This is a genomic window from Desulforhopalus sp., assembly GCA_030247675.1.
In the GTDB taxonomy this organism is placed as follows: Bacteria; Desulfobacterota; Desulfobulbia; order Desulfobulbales; family Desulfocapsaceae; genus Desulforhopalus_A.
On the sequence record JAOTRX010000002.1, the window covers coordinates 1,373,075 to 1,389,048 of the forward strand.

The window sequence follows — 15,974 nt, forward strand, 5'->3', positions numbered from 1 at the left end:
CGTACCCAAACAGCCAATGACAGAAGCAGATCAACAGAAAAAGCAGCGACCTGCGCCCACCCGTATCCGCCGTTGGCTGGTGGGCGGCATCGTAACACTCGTGCTCCTGCCGGCGGTGGCAACGCTGATCGTGCCGCGGTTCATTGATTCCGGTTCGGTCAAACGGAAAATTCAAGCGGCGGTGACCGAACAGACCGGCGGCCAGGTGGACTATCAGGGGCTTGGTTTTGCCTTTTTTCCGCGGCCGGCCATCGAACTGCGTCAGGCCAGCCTGAGCATTCCAGGCATGGCGGAGGGCATGGTTGCCGCCCTGCGTATCGCACCGAAACTTGCCTCCTTGCTGACAGGCGATTTGCAGCTGGCCAGGCTTGAGCTGGATTCGCCGCAGATAAACCTTCAACTTCCTGGGAAAAAACCAGAAGATACCCCTGCTCAACCTGACGCTTCCGCCAAGCCGGGAAAGTCCTTGTCATTGGCGATTGCCCCCCTGGTCCGGGCCATCGCCGGCCTGGAGCTGCAGGTCAATAACGCCCAGCTGGGGATTGCCCGGAGCGAGCAAAAGCTCATCGACATCAAGGGTCTCAACCTGCGATCCGGTCTGTCGATGACCGCTCTCGACTCTGCCAGGGCCAGCCTGCAGCTGAACCTTGACGAACTGAGCATCTTTGTCAACGACCGCCAGGAAACGGTAAAAGGCCTCACTGTGAACGGCAGCGTCGAAATTGCCGGCGACACCAGGGCCAAGGTTCAACTTGACCGACTGGCCCTGACCGAACCGGCCCTGGAATTGACCGGAGATCTGGCCATGGCGCCACCGGCCACCCCGGCAATCACCCTGAATCTCTCCGGCAGCAATCTGGATGTCGATGCGATCCGCAAAACCGCTCTGGCCCTGGCCGGCGACACCACCCCCATCAAACAGATCTTCGACTACCTGCGCGGCGGCAAGGTATCACGAATCAGCTTCACCTCCCACGGCAAGAGCCCGTCTGATCTGGGCAAGCTGAACAATATCGTGATCAAGGGGCAATTGCAGGAGGGCAAGATTTCGATCCCACGGATCGATCTTCATCTGACCGAGGTCTTTGGCGAGGTAGTCATCAGTCAGGGCATACTGCAAGGCACAGGACTCTCAGCCCGTCTCGATCAATCGACCGGCCGGGATGGTTCACTGCAGATAGGTCTGACCAGGGACAACGATCTGTTCCAATTGCAGTTGATGGTCCGCGCCGATCTGGCGCAGACTCAAGGGATCCTGCAACGACTGGTCCGTGCCCCGGCCTTCACCGCCGAATTGGTAAAGATTACCAAGCTGCAGGGCACCGCCCACGGAAAACTGACCCTCGGCGACAGCCTGCACGCCATCGGCGCGAAAGTTGAGGTCAGCGAGGTTACCCTGTCCGCCGACTACCAGAGGGTGCCGTTGCCGATCACCATTGCCGGGGGGCGGATTACTTTTGAGAAACAGATGCTTGGTCTTGATAATCTCAGCGGCTCCCTGGGACAGTCGCAGTTTGCCGATCTCTCCTGTCGGTTCCTCTGGGAAAAGGACCTTTTCCTCAATATCGATTCCGGACGCTTCGATCTGGCCATGGCGGAGTTCTTTCCCTGGCTGGCCTCCCAGGAAGGACTGCGTGATAAACTGCAGAAAGTCACCCAGGTGACCGGCCTGGTGGCAATATCAGCCATAGATTTTCAAGGCGAGGTCGCCAGGCCCTCCGGCTGGCAGTACGCCGCGACCGGTATGGTCAAAGACCTCCTGGTCGACACGACCCTCCTGCCGAACAGCACCACCTTGGCAAGCGGCGGTTTTGCAATCGATAGGCAGAAGTTGACACTCGAAAAGATCAAAACTTTGAGCGGAGATGCGGCCCTCACCCTCTCCGGCAGCATCCATGGTTTTCCGCAACGGCTCGGCCGCATCGACCTTTCGCTCGACGGCAGCATGGGGCCGCAGTCGGTCGAATGGCTTTCGGATACACTCAAAGTGCCGAAAGCCTACGCGATCCATGCCCCACTGAGCATCAACAAGGCCCAGCTTGCTTGGCAAGCGAATGCCACGACCTCCTTTAGAGGTCTGATCTCCATAGATAAAGGCCCAGCGATCGATGCCGATGTTGAGTATCAGCCGGGACAACTGCAGGTTAACCGGCTGCATATCAAAGACCAGTATTCGGATGCCACGCTGGTCTTTGCCGTCAATGAGGCGCAACACGACTACCGGTTTATCGGCAATCTGCAGCACGAAACCCTGCAAACCCTGTTCGTCGATCCACAGTCTGGCAGTGGCCGACTGGCGGGGGATTTTGCCGTCACTGTCCCGCAGAGTGGAGATTCCAAGGCCACCACCAAGGGACAACTGATCGGCGAAAGGCTGCCGATCATTCTGCCATCGCGTGATTTCGCGTACCTTGAAGAGATGAGCCTGAACGCCGACGGATCACAGGTCAAGGTCGACATCAGCAGACTGACCTGGAAGAACCTGATCTGGGAGCCCGTGAACGGTACGGTCTCCTTCCAGCACGATAGAGTTGATATCGGGATAAACGAAGCCAAGATGTGCGGCATCAATTCACTGGGCCAGTTCTCCTTTGCCGGAGATGAGTACTCACTCGACCAGACCCTGACCGGTAAAGACCTCGACGTTGCCACCAGTTACGCCTGCCTGACCGAGGGCCGGGTCAAGGCAACCGGCCGCCTTGATTTTTCCAGCCGGGTCACCGCCAAGGGGAAAAGGGCTGAGCTGGTCAAGAACCTGAAGGGTCCATTGCAGATAACTCTCCGTAATGGCGTGATTGAGCAGGATAAATTTGTGGCGAGAATACTCGAGGTGCTCAATGTCACCGAGATCGTCAAGGGCAGACTGCCGGACCTCAGTACCACTGGTTTTGCTTACAGAACCATGACCTTGCAGGGCGAGTTCAAAAACGGCAAACTTCAGGTCCAGAAATATTTTATGGACGGTGAGACCCTTAACCTGATAGGCAAGGGCGAAATCGATCTGGCGGAAAAGACCCTTGAGATTCAACTGTTAGCTGCGCCGTTCAAGACCGTCGATACCATCATTAAATACCTCCCAGGAGTCAACTATCTCCTGGGTGGCAGCCTGATCGCCATCCCGATCAGCATCACCGGAACGCTTGATGATCCTCAGGTGACGATTATGTCTGTCTCCGCGGTCGGTTCAAGTCTCTACGATCTGGCCAAACGGACCATTACCTCACCCTTTAAGCTTCTCGAAACGATTAACCCCTGGGCGAAGCAGAACGGGAAATAGGTTTGCTGGTGCTGTGTCTTGACAAATCGGTCAGCTGGGCACATGCTGAGACATATGCCAAAATATATATATTTATGGATCGGTGATGAAGATCACAGGAAATTGCATATTGTGGTTTTTTCGTGGCTCATTGTTAGTCTGCTCCTTATTTCCGAAACATTTGGAACGACGGAGTTTTATCTTTTTCCTTCTGATGTTGAAGAGAGTCTGCATTGCAGCTTTATGCAAATCCAGAATAATCAAGTCCTATGTTCTCAGGACAACATCCATGGTTAAGGAGGCTACTGCGTATGAGACTTATAGTTAAAGCGATGACCTGTATCAACACGACAGCTGAACTCACTGACGAGCCGTACCTGCTTTTTTCCCAAGGCAGCACTCCCTTGGGTCGATGGAGCGCCGGCCACATGCGTGACGGTGATACGGCCGCCATCAATCGTTCGTTTGTTTATTCAAGTGGCCGTGTTGATATTCGCCTTCGAGAGGCAGATCGAATCGGTCGCGATGACGACTTGGGGGGCTTTGGCGTAGATGCCGCAAGTCCGAGGGGCACCTTCACGGCCTATCTCCCTTCGGAGATTGGTGGACGTGATGCTACATGCTACAGTATTACCTATGATGTGCAGGATGACCATGTGGCGCCGCGTCGCTGGACTCTGAATCTTGTCCGTATTCACTGTAACGACGCCCAGGAACGAACCGACGGGGTCTATATCACCGTCGATGATCGGGTGGTTACTTCGTCGATGCGGATGGGTACAGGAGATACAGTTTTCATCGTCCTTGTGGGCAGAACCATCGAAGTCGGCGAACCAGTGAAGATCGACCTATGGGAGGCTGATCGCTATAACTCTGATCATCTGGGAGTCTTTTGGCTTCATCCCAACGCGTTGGGCGATGATGATCTTGGGCGTGATCTCGAACATCGCTTTGATGCTGATGCAGGTATTGTCGGGGATGCCAGTTACACACTGACCTACCGGGTCACCCCCATCACTTAGAGGAGAGCCGCTCAGCGGCAAAAACCTGACAATTACCCTGTTGTGCTCCATTGCCGAGGAACCGGACGACCTGCTCTTGCCCTCGATACTTGATCTCTCCGATTGATCAAACCGGGCACTGCGATCTTCGTGACCTTATAGCGCGCGTCGGGCAGTTTTTTATGAGATGCACTTCGATAAGGCTAATGGGGCACTTGAAATATCTGGGAAACCTTTGTAATTTCAAAAAAATTACACTGGCCACGCTGGTGATTCACCACTTGGGGATTGAAGCCCTTCGGCCAGGAATTAATTAAATTTGGGTAAACTTCAGGCTGCGGAGTAACGTTATGGCTGGAACTCATTGTTTTAACTGCAGTTTCCGGAAAAAATATGACAATAATCCGAAATCTATTTTGGGGAGATTTTGGCGTTGGCATATCAACTTTTGTCCGGGTTGGAAGAAGTATTTCACATCACTTGCAACAGAAGAAAAGGCTGTAATTGCAACTAAGTACAATTTTACGAAATACTAAATACGTATCAGAAATCAGTGATGGCTGGTTGGGAAATGGCCTGTGAAATATTCAGCCGCGAGTCACAGCCCTGACCCGAGATATGGGCTGGCATGTTTTTTGGCTGATGATTAGACGATAACAATTTGGGATTAAGGGGAGATTATGGACGACGATACAAGTGTCAGAGTGACGGATATAAACATGCCTTTCATGTCAATGGTTGTGTTCATGATTAAATGGGCAATAGCTTCCATACCTGCGATGATCATACTCGGAATCGCGGGTGCCATTACAGCTGGAATCTTTGGGGGGATTTTTGGGGGAATTTTCAGGTAAAGCTGAGTTGAGTAGCTTGCCTACTCAAACGAAACGTATGCCCTTGTAGTATAAATATTGATAATCATTGAGGATTGACTTGGACAACGGGGGCATGGGGCGGTGGGGATCGACTTATTGCGGTGGCCTCCTGCGTCTGCATCTCTCACGAACAGGAACGTTACGACAAATATTTACGCAAGCACAACAAGAAGGATGAATGATATGTTTTCAATGCTGGTAGTGGCGACGAGAAATAAGAACAAATTGCGGGAGTTCCGGGAGATCCTCGCAGGCACGACGCTTGAGGTTCGCTCGCTCGATGACTTCGGCCCGATCCCCGAGGCTATCGAAGACGGTGCGACCTTTGACGACAACGCCTACAAGAAGGCCCTGCATACCGCGAAGATCCTGGGATTGCCGGCGATTGCCGACGACTCCGGCCTGGTCGTCGATGCCCTCGGCGGGGCGCCGGGCGTTTATTCCGCCCGCTACGCTGGCGAGGATGCCACCGATGACAAGAACTGCGCCAAATTACTACAGGAACTGGCCGGTAAGACCGACCGGCGGGCACATTTCCAGTGCGTTTTGTCGATTGCCGTGCCCTCCGGTCCGGCGCTGACCTACGAGGGGCGCTGCGACGGGGTGATCATCGACGAGAAGCGCGGCAATAACGGCTTCGGCTACGACCCGCTGTTTTATTTCCCCGAGCTCGGCAAGACCTTTGCCGAATTGTCGTCAGAAGAGAAGCACCGGGTCAGTCACCGCGGCAAGGCCTTGGCCGAAATGAAGGCAGAGATCGATAAGGTGGAAAAATGGCTGAACCAGCGCCTTGCCGAGGCGAAGCCGCCAAAGCCCGATCACAGCCAGTTTATGGACAACGACTGGTCGGTTGACAAGAAGCATTGAGAAGTGCCGCCGGGCAGCCTTGGGATGCCCGGCATGATCATCAAGGCATCCGGCTGCCTTTCACATCTTCAGCGAGCCAGACCTTTATGAGTGACTGATACGGCATATCGCGCTTGTTCGCCTCAATCTTGATGCGATCAAGCAAGGTTTTTGGCAGGCGAAGCGATATGGTTTGGGTGGACGGCTTCAAATTCGAGAAAGAGGCCGGCTGTGCCTGATTCCAATCCACATAGTCACTCGAATCGTGACTTTCCCAAAAAACACGTTCTTCGTCTTCTGTTTTAAAGTCAGGTACCTTTTTGACTTTGCTCATAAAATGTTTTCTCCTTACGGTGCATATCACGAGCGGAAATCACTCGGATCAATGTCCCTGCTGCTCGCAAGGTAAAGGTAATGTGCAACAACCGGGCATCGTCAGTTACACCAAGGACGTGGTAACGCAGCTCCTGTTGGCTGTGTTTTTCGTCCATCAACACCAAGAGTGGCTGATTAAAGAAAACTTGCTCGGCCTCAGATTGCCCGACACTATGTTTTTCGACATTCTTCCGAGAATTACCTTCATCCCAGTTAAAGCCGAGAATTTGTGACCAATCAATCATCTTTGTATATTATCATGATATACGTTATTGTCAAGAAGCACCAAAAATTACCAACAAGCATCTTCCGCTGATGAGTGGAAGGGACAGTGCACGGGACCTGCAAGACAAACCCCGTAAAGCTGTCCAAACACCTGCAGCAGAGCACCTATCAATGCACCCTACGTGCCACCGATATTCTGGGTTAAACGTAGGGTGCACTCCGTGCACCTTCAACTGCTTACTTCAGGTCAAAGCGATCAAGATTCATGACCTTCGTCCAGGCGCAGGCGAATTCCCCTGCGAATTTTTCCTTGGCATCATCCTGGGCATAGGCCTCGGCGAGAGCCCGCAGCTGGGAGTTGGAGCCGAAGATCAGGTCGACCCGGGTTCCCGTCCATTTCACTTCGCCGCTTTTGCGGTCCCGCCCCTCAAAGACATCCCCTTTCTCGTCAGCGGCCTGCCAGACGGTGCCCATATCGAGCAGGTTGACGAAAAAGTCATTGGTGAGCGCTCCCACCTTCTTGGTAAATACCCCATGGGGTGATCCGCCAAAACCCGCGCCAAGGACGCGCAGGCCGCCGAGCAGCACCGTCATCTCCGGGGCACTCAGCGTCAAGAGCTGGGCACGGTCAATGAGCATTTCCTCGGGGGAAACGGAGTAGGCCTTCTTCCGGAAATTGCGGAAGCCATCGGCCTCGGGCTCAATCACGGCAAAGGACCTGACATCGGTCTGCTCCTGGCTGGCATCGGTGCGGCCGGGCGTGAAGGGGACGGTGATGGTCTGCCCGGCCGCTTTTGCCGCCGCCTCGACCGCCGCCGAACCGGCAAGGACAATAAGGTCGGCAAGGGATATCTTCTTGCCGCCGCTTGCCGCCGTGTTAAAGGCCTGTTGGATGCCGGTCAGTACGCCGAGCACCTTGGCCAACTGTTCCGGCTGGTTGACCTGCCAGTCCTTTTGCGGTGCAAGGCGCAGACGGGCACCGTTGGCGCCGCCGCGTTTGTCCGAGCCGCGGAAGGTTGCGGCCGAGGCCCAGGCGGTGGTAACGAGCTGAGCTACTGACAGGCCGGATGCGAGGATCTTGGCTTTCAGACCCTTGATATCTCCGTCGTCGACCAGGGGATGATCGACGGCGGGAACCGGGTCCTGCCAGATAAGGTCCTCAGCCGGAACCTCGGGACCGAGATAGCAGGCCTTCGGGCCCATGTCGCGGTGGGTCAGCTTGAACCAGGCGCGGGCAAAGGCGTCGGCGAAGGCCTGGGGGTCCTTGTGAAATCGGCGGGAGATCGGCCCGTAGACAGGATCCATGCGCATCGCCAGATCGGCGGTGGTCATGATGGTGGTCACTTTCTTCGATGCATCGTGGGCTGCCGGGGCAAGGTCTTTTGCATCCGGGTTTACCGGTACCCATTGGAAGGCGCCGGCCGGACTCTTCACCAGGTTCCAGTCGTAGCCAAAGAGCAGGTCGAAATAGCCATTATCCCATTTGGTCGGGTTCGCCGTCCAGGCACCTTCGATGCCGCTGCTGGTCGTGTCGTCGCCCTTGCCGCTGCCGAGAGCATTCTTCCAGCCGAAGCCCATGGCCTCAATGGGGGCGGCCTCAGGTTCCGGACCAACCAGTTTCGGGTCACCGGCGCCATGGCACTTGCCGAAGGTATGGCCGCCGGCTACAAGCGCCACGGTTTCCTCGTCATTCATGCCCATGCGGCCAAAGGTTTCGCGGATATCGCGGCCTGAGGCGAGGACGTCGGGCATGCCGTTCGGGCCCTCCGGGTTGACATAGATCAGCCCCATCTGCACGGCGGCCAGGGGGTTTTCCAGATCACGGTCGCCGCTATAGCGTTTGTCGCCGAGCCATTCAGCCTCGGCTCCCCAGTAGATATCCTCCTCCGGCTGCCAGATGTCGACTCGTCCGCCGCCAAAACCAAAGGTCTTAAAGCCCATCGACTCCAGGGCGCAGTTGCCGGTGAGGATAAAGAGGTCGGCCCAGGAGATCTTGTTGCCGTATTTTTTCTTGATCGGCCAGAGCAGGCGCCGCGCCTTGTCGAGGTTGACGTTGTCTGGCCAGCTGTTGACCGGGGCGAAGCGCTGGTTGCCGGTACCGCCACCGCCCCGTCCATCGGAGGTGCGGTAGGTGCCGGCGCTGTGCCAGGCCATGCGGATGAACAGGCCGCCGTAGTGGCCCCAGTCGGCCGGCCACCACTCCTGCGAGTCGGTCATCAGGGCGTAGAGGTCTTTTTTTACAGCAGCCAGATCAAGGGTTTGAAATTCCTTGGCATAATCAAAATCCTCGCCCAGCGGATTTGAGGCCGGGGCGTGTTGATGGAGGATGTTCAGGTTCAACTGGTTCGGCCACCAGTCGCGGTTGGAGGTGCCTTTACTGGAGGTGGTTTTGCCGGTCTTGCCGGTTACCGGGCATTTACTGACTTCACTCATCGTCGGTCTCCTCTGTAAGTTAATGGTTGTTGATTTCCAATGAGCACATAGAGATGAAGGTGCATGGAATGCATCCTACGAACAACTGCCTGATGTACAGTGGGCACCGGATGTTGCTGTGGGTCATTTGCCCCGGCAGTTTGGGCAGATGCCGAAAAAATCCAACCGATGCGTGGATATGGTAAAACCGGTCTCGGCCATGACCCGGCCAATGATCTCTTCGAGGCCGTCATGGGTCTGGTCGACGATAAGTCCGCACGCGGTGCAGATGACATGCGGATGCGGATAGGGCTTTTTGCCGTCATAGCGATTGGCCAGATCGCTGAACTCAAGCTCTAGCACCTCCCCTTTAATTTTCAGGAGGGACAGGGTCTTGTAGACTGTTGCCGGGCTCATGGTCGGATAGCTTTTTACCAGCTGCCGGTAGATATCCTCCGCCGAAGGATGGCCATCGCTTTGTACCAGCACCTCAAGAATGGCCAGCCGCTGTGGAGTAATGCGACACTCAGTTTCCTTGAGACGCTGCACCATGGCTGCCATCCGCTGTTCCGCCCATTCTTCCCGCTTTCTATCCATCGCACCACCAAGATTGTTTCTCTATGGAGAATAATTATCCGTTAATAACTGCTTGTCAAGGGCCGTATTTCAGATTCTGCTAAGAGATCGTATAAGCGTAAAAAGAAATTTGTCAAATATGCCTGAGAGCGGTCAGGCGCCCGCCGAACAGGCGGATGGCAATGCTTTCTGCGTTGTGCACGGCAACTATCTCAGCTAACCTTTACAAATTGATGCCTTGTAAAAATCCCCGAGCCTTGATATGCAGTGCCCAGACAGAAAAGTTCCGGCGACTTCTTGGTTGAAGCCCTTGAGAACATATATCTTTTTCCCCATTTACAAGGAGAGTTTGTATCCATGAAGAAGATTCTTTTGGCCCTGTTGTTCACCGTACTGCTGGCAGGTTCGGCCTTTGCCGGTGATCAGGATTTCACCCTGGTCAATCATACCGGCGTGGAAATCCATGAGTTGTATGTCAGTCCTGCGAAGATGGACGATTGGGGGGAGGATGTGCTGACGGTGGATACCCTGCCTGATGGTGAAGAGGTGGAGATCCAGTTTGGCCGCAAGGAAAAAGCTGCCTATTGGGACATCAAGGTGGTTGATCAAGCCGGCGACTCGCTCGAATGGCCGCGTTTGAAGCTTACCGAGATCTCAACCGTAACCCTTGCCTTTGAAAAAGGACAACCGGTAGCGACCTACGAGTAAGTCGGCGGAGCCTTTATATTGGTAGAATGACTTTGTTCTGACCCTCATTATCCTGCGCATTCACCGGACAGATCCGAACTGCAATCCTGTTTGGTGAATGCGCAGGTGAGACGGGTTTTAGAGAATAGGCCTTAAGGCTTTATCTCAGTGCCCAGCACCTTGAGGAATTTGGCGATCCATTCCGGATGGGCAGGCCAGGCGGGGGCGGTGACCAGGTTGCCGTCCACATGGGCATTGGAGAAGGTGTCGTTATTGGCGACCCAGGTGCCGCCGGCGACCGCCACATCCGGGCCGCAGGCGGGATAGGCAGCACATTGCTTGCCGGCAAGCACTCCCGCTGCCACCAGGATCTGCGGGCCGTGGCAGATGGCCGCAATCGGTTTTTTGGCCTTGTGGAAACCCTGGACCAGTTCAATAACCTTCGGATTGAGGCGCAGATATTCGGGGGCGCGGCCGCCGGGGATCACCAGGGCGTCAAAGTCGGCAGCGGAAACAGCAGCGAAATCGGCGGTTATCATGAAATTGTGACCAGGCTTCTCGGAATAGGTCTGATCACCTTCAAAATCGTGAATAGCAGTTTTCACCGTATCACCCGGTTTTTTATCCGGGCAGACGCTATCGACTTTGTGGCCGACCATAAGGAGCATCTGGAACGGTACCATTGCCTCGTAATCTTCAACAAAATCACCTACCAACATTAAAATCTTCTTTGTTGCCATCGTTTCCCCTCCTGTTGAATTGATTGTATTAATACTGCACGGTAGCGAGCGCTACTCAGATGATAAAGCTGAATTGAGCAGCTTGTCTTCTCAAACGAAACGTATGCCCTTGCGGTATATAGCTGAGTTGAGCAGCGTTACCTGCTCAAACGAAACTTATGCCCTTGCGGTATATAGCTGAGTTGAGCAGTTTTACCTGCTCAAACGAAACTTATGCCCTTGCGGTACAATAAGAACAGTTCGGTAGTCGGCAACCGGGATTTCACACTGTGCGTCTTAGCAAGTGTCCCGCCAAGGCAACACCCCGTGACCGGATGAAAACTCAAATGAGCTCTTGCCGGTGTTTTTTACTGAGCGTTCCCACCACCAGCCGATAGGATTCACCCGCCAGGTCAAGAATCATTTCCTCCGGCACCTCGCCGGTCAGCGAGATAGTGACCCAGTGCTTCTTGTTCATATAGTAGCCCGGGACGATAGAGGCAAACTGGTCAACCAGATTGGCCGCATCGACCGGATCGCATTTCAGCGTCACCCGCGGCGTCTCCTCGCCCTGCGACTCCAGGGCGAACATCTTGCCCATTACCTTGAAAACCAGTGCCTCCGGCCCGAAAGGGAAACTTCGTTCCGCGGCTTTAAAGCTTTCTAGAAACTTCTCCAGTGTGTTTGTATCCATTCCGGCCTTTTCATGTAATGTTGGTTGTTGCCCACCAGTCAGGGGTTTTCAGTTTCGTCGTGGCAATAGCGCAGCAGCAAGCCCTCGACATTGGAAAAATGTTTATCCAGTGTGTAGAGTGGCAGCCCATGCTGAAATGCCACCGCTGCGATCCAGATATCATTGGTAGGGATGGGGGTGCCGGAGAGTCTCAACTGGTTGAGAATGGCGCAATAATACTCCGCGGTGTATTCATCGACGGCGTAAAGAGACACCCGTGGTGAGTCGAGAAAAATCCCGAGCTCATTACGGTTTTCCTTTTCTTTGCTGCCACCCTTAAAACCGGAGAAGAGTTCACCGATGGAAATAACGCTGATCCCGATATGGACAGCTTTGCGCAGCACCTCAACTGCCCTCGAATCACCCCGCATGGCATAGGAGTAAATGTTGGTATCTATAAGAATTTTGTTCATTTCCACAGCTCTTCGTCTATGTGCCGCTCGTTGGCGATCTTGCCCTGGATACGGTGAAAATCCTCCTCCGACCATTTACCAAACAGCTTGTCCAAATCATGCCATTCTTGGGTGAAGCGTTTTTCCTTATGCATCCCCACCTGCTTCTTGATGATATCGAGAACAAACTGATTGATGCTTTTATGTTCCAAAGAAGCCGCTTCCTTTAGTAATGCTGATAGATTCTCGTCAACTCCGCGGATAGATAGTGATCCCATGTCCGTCTCCTTGTGTGCAATAAATGCCTTCGTTATGATTGCATTTTATGCATTCATATACGATCTTGTCAAGAGTCAAAAGGTCTGCTCGCAAACACCGAGGTCGCAAGTACCCAATTACCCGTGTCATTTCGGCGTCTCCTTAAAACTATCCACTACTATCGTCAGAAAATCACAGACAGGCGGGTCTGGGCCATGAGCGTCGGTCAGATTGCGGTGACGCCGACGTCTTTCATGACGATGCCATGGAAGATGCCCAAGTTGCCAATGGCAAATCAGAAATGTGCGAAAAATGACAATGAAAAGCATACCACCCATCCACGCAGTTTATTCTTGTCATGGGCGGCTGTATTTGTTAGGTAAAAGCGAGGGCAGTGCAGGAAGGTTAGTAGATCTTCACCGATTCGACACGGTCGAAATTGATTCGGTTCCGTTTTGTTGGGGGTGTTCCGATGACGAAACCGGTATCGGAAATGTGTGTGATCCAGCCTCTGGCCGACTGACTGTTGGTCAGGGTAATGGTGACGAAGCGGTAATTGTACATGGCATCAGAGAGCACGGGGAAGCTTTTTTGAGTTGTCATGATATCCCTCGTATTTTGTCTTTTTGACTTGGTTGCTCATGTTGCGATCGGGAAGAACCTTCGGTGGGGCGATGTTCTCCTCTTGCTTGTATGTAGCTTTATATCGGTGAATGGTTCATTTTAATTAAGAGTGATTCTCAAAATTGCTTGGCTGTGCTAAGAAATCGGCAACTTTTGGTAAACATGAAAAATGGGCGGTGTTTTTGAGTGAACCACGTTATTCCGGGGACAGTATATTTAACCCTTAGTAAGGGGTGGTGGCATGGTGTTTTTCTTAGGCCCAGGTTTTTGCGGACTTAAAATTCTTTTGAGGGCAATTTCCATTTGTTCCATAAACCCCTCCCTTCCCAAAGGTCGACCTGTTCGCTCATGACGGTGAATCACATCGACTTCATTTTGCGGTGTAAGCATTAAAAAATTGCGCCAATCGGGAACCAACTCAAGCAGAGGCATGACTTTTACCAGTTGATCGTCCTCTCCAGCGAGATGGGCGCGAGCACTGCTCCATCGGTAATCCTCGGGGTTTTGCACAAGTTTTGCAGCAACCGGGTTCATTTCAATGTATCGGGCCGTTGCCAAGAGATACGATTCATCCATGGGATACGAGGCAAATCGTTCCTGCCACAGATGTCCTCGCCATTTCTCACGAAAATTGATCAGCCGGGTGTAGCGGCGATGGGCTTCCCCGATAGCACGTGCCAGGCCGTCCTCATTTTGCGGTACGGCGATAAGGTGAATATGGTTCGGCATCAGGCACCAGGCCCAGATCTCGACATGATACACGCTGCACCACTGTGTCATCAGTTCGATATACGCCTGGTAGTCGTCGTCGCAGAAAAATGTCTGCTGACGACGGTTGCCACGCTGGGTGATATGATGTGGATAGCCAGGGGCTACTGCACGCGCTATTCTTGCCATGTTTAGGGTATATCAAAATGAGGCAATTATTGTCAATGATAAGTATACTGTCCCCGGAACTCGGAACCGTGACTGGTCCCAGACGGCGGTGGGTACATTGCGCAGATCAAGGGTCAGAGCGTAGCCGTAGAGGAGGATGAGGAGCAGCGGGATGGCCAGGGCGGTACAGGAGGCAAGATAGGTATTTATACCTATTGAGAAAGTAGTTGGAATTTGTTAGACATTCGCAGAATTCCGCATATAGGAGCATTTAAAAATGCTATGGCGTTCGGAGCAAGCATTTGCCTGTCTCTTTTGATACTAGCTGGTTGTTGTCTGTTATCCATGGCTCTGTTGTTTTGTTAGCATTCTGCTGTTGGTCAACAACAGCTTGGCCTTTCTCAGCGGTGGGCGCGACTTCTGTGAGAACGAGGCCTTAATTAGCGGAGATTTCTACATGAATTACAAGATGAAAAACCACTTATTGAGCGTTTCGTTTTTCCTTTTTACGATTACCGTTTTGAACGGTTGCGCGTTACTCGGCCTTGGAAATTCGGCGAGTTGGAAGGAAGAGGTCTTACAAAACGATGGCAGCAAAATTATTATTGAGCGTTCCCAAAGCTATGGGGGAAGGCACGAGATTGGTCAATCTTCACCAATTAATGAGCATGTAATTTCATTTACTCTGCCGGGTTCAGTTAGGGTCGTTACTTGGAAGAGTGAATACAGCCAGGATGTTGGGCGAGCCAATTTTAAATTGCTGGCTTTACATGTTTTATATGATACGCCCTATGTCGTAACCGTTCCAAACCTTTGCCTTTCTTATAACAAATGGGGCCGGCCAAACCCGCCTTATGTGTTTTTCAAATACGATGGGTCAGTATGGCAAAGGATTCCGCTGGAAGAGTTCCCAGCCGAGCTTAAAGATATCAATGTAACAATTGAAACAAAAGGTGAAGAGGAGGTGCTGGTCAAGCAAGGACTGGTGCCTGCTGAGATGGTTAAAAAATTGAATCGAATTTTACAACAACCAGAATATCAGACTATTCGACGGGAGCCAGTGCCTGTAAAAAAGACATATAAGAGCTCAATTGTGAGTTGCCCGGAAATGATTTCTAATGGAAAAGACGGCTGGGTTGGATTCAACGTTAGCTCCATGAATTCTTATGAAGAATGTATCAAGGTCTGTAAGTTCCATAAACTTGAGAAACAGGTTTGTCCATGTGACAATCTGCGCAAAACAAAACCTGTGTATTCGGGGGACAGTATATCTAACCCTTGGTAAGGGGCGGTGGCATGGTGTTTTTCTTAGGCCCAGGTTTTTGCGGACTTAAAATTCTTTTGAGGGCAATTTCCATTTGTTCCATAAAACCCTCCCTTCCCAACGGTCGACCTGTCCGCTCATGACGGTGAATCCCATCGACTTCATTTTGCGGTGTAAGCATTAAAAAATTGCGCCAATCGGGAACCAACTCGAGCAGAGGCATGGCTTTTACCAGTTGATCGTCCTCTCCAGCGAGATGGGTGCGAGCACTGCTCCATCGGTAATCCTCGGGGTTTTGCACAAGTTTTGCAGCAACCGGGTTCATTTCAATATATCGGGCTGTTGCCAAGAGATACGATTCATCCATGGGATACGAGGAAAATCGTTCTTGCCACAGATGTCCTCGCCATTTCTCACGAAAATTGATCAGCCGGGTGTAGCGGCGATGGGCTTCCTCGATAGCACGTGCCAGGCCGTCCTCATTTTGCGGTACGGCGATAAGGTGAACGTGATTCGGCATCAGGCACCAGGCCCAGATCTCGACATGATACACGCTGCACCATTGTGTCATCAGTTCGATATACGCCAGGTAATCGTCGTCGCAGAAAAAAGTCTGCTGACGACGGTTGCCACGCTGGGTGATATGATGTGGATAGCCAGGGGCTACTGCACGCGCTATTCTTGCCATGTTTAGGGTATATCAAAATGAGGCAATTATTGTCAATGATAAGTATACTGTCCCCGGAACTTGGGACTGTCCCCGGAACTTGGGACTGTCCCCGGAACTTGGGACTGTCCCCGGAACTTGCGGAACTCTGTGGTCCCCGGAACTCTTCGGAACTCCCGGATCTCCGG

General features: G+C 52.8%; 17 protein-coding genes. 6 read left to right on the forward strand and 11 right to left on the reverse strand.

What is annotated here, in order from left to right:
* The first annotated feature begins 16 nt into the window (after positions 1-16).
* The 4 genes from OEL83_05990 (at position 17) to OEL83_06005 (ending at position 5,999) form a co-directional block, all read left to right on the forward strand.
* Complete coding sequence (locus tag OEL83_05990; protein MDK9706583.1) at positions 17-3,277, forward strand: AsmA-like C-terminal domain-containing protein; 3,261 nt, start codon at positions 17-19, stop codon at positions 3,275-3,277.
* Between the two features lie 290 nt (positions 3,278-3,567).
* Positions 3,568-4,278: a hypothetical protein gene (locus OEL83_05995; GenBank protein ID MDK9706584.1), complete on the forward strand. Its 711-nt coding sequence runs from the start codon at positions 3,568-3,570 to the stop codon at positions 4,276-4,278.
* Between the two features lie 659 nt (positions 4,279-4,937).
* Positions 4,938-5,111, forward strand: coding sequence for a hypothetical protein (locus OEL83_06000; protein ID MDK9706585.1), 174 nt, complete (start codon positions 4,938-4,940; stop codon positions 5,109-5,111).
* Positions 5,112-5,315: 204 nt separating this feature from the next.
* A complete protein-coding gene (locus OEL83_06005) occupies positions 5,316-5,999 on the forward strand; it encodes an XTP/dITP diphosphatase (protein ID MDK9706586.1) in 684 nt (227 codons plus the stop codon).
* A 40-nt stretch (positions 6,000-6,039) separates the two neighbouring features.
* Here the strand turns inward: OEL83_06005 and OEL83_06010 are convergent, their stop codons facing one another.
* The 4 genes from OEL83_06010 to OEL83_06025 all read right to left on the reverse strand — a co-directional run bounded on the left by OEL83_06010 (position 6,040) and on the right by OEL83_06025 (position 9,587).
* On the reverse strand, positions 6,040-6,312 hold the full coding sequence (locus OEL83_06010) for a BrnA antitoxin family protein (GenBank protein MDK9706587.1): 273 nt from the start codon (positions 6,310-6,312) through the stop codon (positions 6,040-6,042).
* Entirely contained in the window at positions 6,287-6,598 is a 312-nt protein-coding gene (locus OEL83_06015) for a BrnT family toxin (protein ID MDK9706588.1), read from the reverse strand. The genes OEL83_06010 and OEL83_06015 overlap by 26 nt, the downstream gene beginning before the upstream one ends.
* 217 nt (positions 6,599-6,815) lie before the next feature.
* A complete protein-coding gene (gene katG, locus OEL83_06020) occupies positions 6,816-9,011 on the reverse strand; it encodes a catalase/peroxidase HPI (GenBank protein ID MDK9706589.1) in 2,196 nt (731 codons plus the stop codon).
* Positions 9,012-9,134: 123 nt separating this feature from the next.
* On the reverse strand, positions 9,135-9,587 hold the full coding sequence (locus OEL83_06025) for a transcriptional repressor (GenBank protein ID MDK9706590.1): 453 nt from the start codon (positions 9,585-9,587) through the stop codon (positions 9,135-9,137).
* Between the two features lie 336 nt (positions 9,588-9,923).
* Here OEL83_06025 and OEL83_06030 point away from each other — a divergent pair, with 336 nt between their 5' ends.
* Positions 9,924-10,274 carry a hypothetical protein gene (locus tag OEL83_06030; protein MDK9706591.1) on the forward strand — a complete coding sequence of 117 codons (351 nt, stop codon included), beginning with the start codon at positions 9,924-9,926 and terminating at the stop codon, positions 10,272-10,274.
* Positions 10,275-10,405: 131 nt separating this feature from the next.
* Here OEL83_06030 and OEL83_06035 read toward each other — a convergent pair whose 3' ends face one another.
* From OEL83_06035 to OEL83_06060, 6 genes are all read right to left on the reverse strand, one after another.
* Complete coding sequence (locus OEL83_06035; GenBank protein ID MDK9706592.1) at positions 10,406-10,993, reverse strand: DJ-1/PfpI family protein; 588 nt, start codon at positions 10,991-10,993, stop codon at positions 10,406-10,408.
* A gap of 322 nt (positions 10,994-11,315) precedes the next feature.
* Positions 11,316-11,666, reverse strand: coding sequence for an MmcQ/YjbR family DNA-binding protein (locus OEL83_06040; GenBank protein ID MDK9706593.1), 351 nt, complete (start codon positions 11,664-11,666; stop codon positions 11,316-11,318).
* A gap of 38 nt (positions 11,667-11,704) precedes the next feature.
* Positions 11,705-12,118, reverse strand: a complete 414-nt coding sequence (locus tag OEL83_06045; protein ID MDK9706594.1) for a type II toxin-antitoxin system VapC family toxin — start codon at positions 12,116-12,118, stop codon at positions 11,705-11,707.
* A complete protein-coding gene (locus OEL83_06050) occupies positions 12,115-12,375 on the reverse strand; it encodes a DUF1778 domain-containing protein (protein MDK9706595.1) in 261 nt (86 codons plus the stop codon). The genes OEL83_06045 and OEL83_06050 overlap by 4 nt, the downstream gene beginning before the upstream one ends.
* A 385-nt stretch (positions 12,376-12,760) precedes the next feature.
* Complete coding sequence (locus tag OEL83_06055; GenBank protein MDK9706596.1) at positions 12,761-12,958, reverse strand: hypothetical protein; 198 nt, start codon at positions 12,956-12,958, stop codon at positions 12,761-12,763.
* Between the two features lie 237 nt (positions 12,959-13,195).
* Positions 13,196-13,876 (reverse strand): transposase, encoded by a 681-nt coding sequence (locus OEL83_06060; protein MDK9706597.1) that lies wholly within the window; start codon positions 13,874-13,876, stop codon positions 13,196-13,198.
* Between the two features lie 436 nt (positions 13,877-14,312).
* Here OEL83_06060 and OEL83_06065 point away from each other — a divergent pair, with 436 nt between their 5' ends.
* Positions 14,313-15,140 (forward strand): hypothetical protein, encoded by an 828-nt coding sequence (locus OEL83_06065; GenBank protein MDK9706598.1) that lies wholly within the window; start codon positions 14,313-14,315, stop codon positions 15,138-15,140.
* Here the strand turns inward: OEL83_06065 and OEL83_06070 are convergent.
* Positions 15,127-15,807: a transposase gene (locus OEL83_06070; protein MDK9706599.1), complete on the reverse strand. Its 681-nt coding sequence runs from the start codon at positions 15,805-15,807 to the stop codon at positions 15,127-15,129. The genes OEL83_06065 and OEL83_06070 overlap by 14 nt on opposite strands.
* Between the last annotated feature and the right edge of the window lie 167 nt (positions 15,808-15,974).

Bases quoted from the DNA above. Each gene is read 5' to 3' on its own strand.
- OEL83_05990 (MDK9706583.1), top strand. From the start codon at position 17: ATGACAGAAGCAGATCAACAGAAAAAGCAGCGACCTGCGCCCACCCGT.
- OEL83_05995 (MDK9706584.1), top strand. From the start codon at position 3,568: ATGAGACTTATAGTTAAAGCGATGACCTGTATCAACACGACAGCTGAA.
- OEL83_06000 (MDK9706585.1), top strand. From the start codon at position 4,938: ATGGACGACGATACAAGTGTCAGAGTGACGGATATAAACATGCCTTTC.
- OEL83_06005 (MDK9706586.1), top strand. From the start codon at position 5,316: ATGTTTTCAATGCTGGTAGTGGCGACGAGAAATAAGAACAAATTGCGG.
- OEL83_06010 (MDK9706587.1), bottom strand. From the start codon at position 6,312: ATGAGCAAAGTCAAAAAGGTACCTGACTTTAAAACAGAAGACGAAGAA.
- OEL83_06015 (MDK9706588.1), bottom strand. From the start codon at position 6,598: ATGATTGATTGGTCACAAATTCTCGGCTTTAACTGGGATGAAGGTAAT.
- katG (MDK9706589.1), bottom strand. From the start codon at position 9,011: ATGAGTGAAGTCAGTAAATGCCCGGTAACCGGCAAGACCGGCAAAACC.
- OEL83_06025 (MDK9706590.1), bottom strand. From the start codon at position 9,587: ATGGATAGAAAGCGGGAAGAATGGGCGGAACAGCGGATGGCAGCCATG.
- OEL83_06030 (MDK9706591.1), top strand. From the start codon at position 9,924: ATGAAGAAGATTCTTTTGGCCCTGTTGTTCACCGTACTGCTGGCAGGT.
- OEL83_06035 (MDK9706592.1), bottom strand. From the start codon at position 10,993: ATGGCAACAAAGAAGATTTTAATGTTGGTAGGTGATTTTGTTGAAGAT.
- OEL83_06040 (MDK9706593.1), bottom strand. From the start codon at position 11,666: ATGGATACAAACACACTGGAGAAGTTTCTAGAAAGCTTTAAAGCCGCG.
- OEL83_06045 (MDK9706594.1), bottom strand. From the start codon at position 12,118: ATGAACAAAATTCTTATAGATACCAACATTTACTCCTATGCCATGCGG.
- OEL83_06050 (MDK9706595.1), bottom strand. From the start codon at position 12,375: ATGGGATCACTATCTATCCGCGGAGTTGACGAGAATCTATCAGCATTA.
- OEL83_06055 (MDK9706596.1), bottom strand. From the start codon at position 12,958: ATGACAACTCAAAAAAGCTTCCCCGTGCTCTCTGATGCCATGTACAAT.
- OEL83_06060 (MDK9706597.1), bottom strand. From the start codon at position 13,876: ATGGCAAGAATAGCGCGTGCAGTAGCCCCTGGCTATCCACATCATATC.
- OEL83_06065 (MDK9706598.1), top strand. From the start codon at position 14,313: ATGAATTACAAGATGAAAAACCACTTATTGAGCGTTTCGTTTTTCCTT.
- OEL83_06070 (MDK9706599.1), bottom strand. From the start codon at position 15,807: ATGGCAAGAATAGCGCGTGCAGTAGCCCCTGGCTATCCACATCATATC.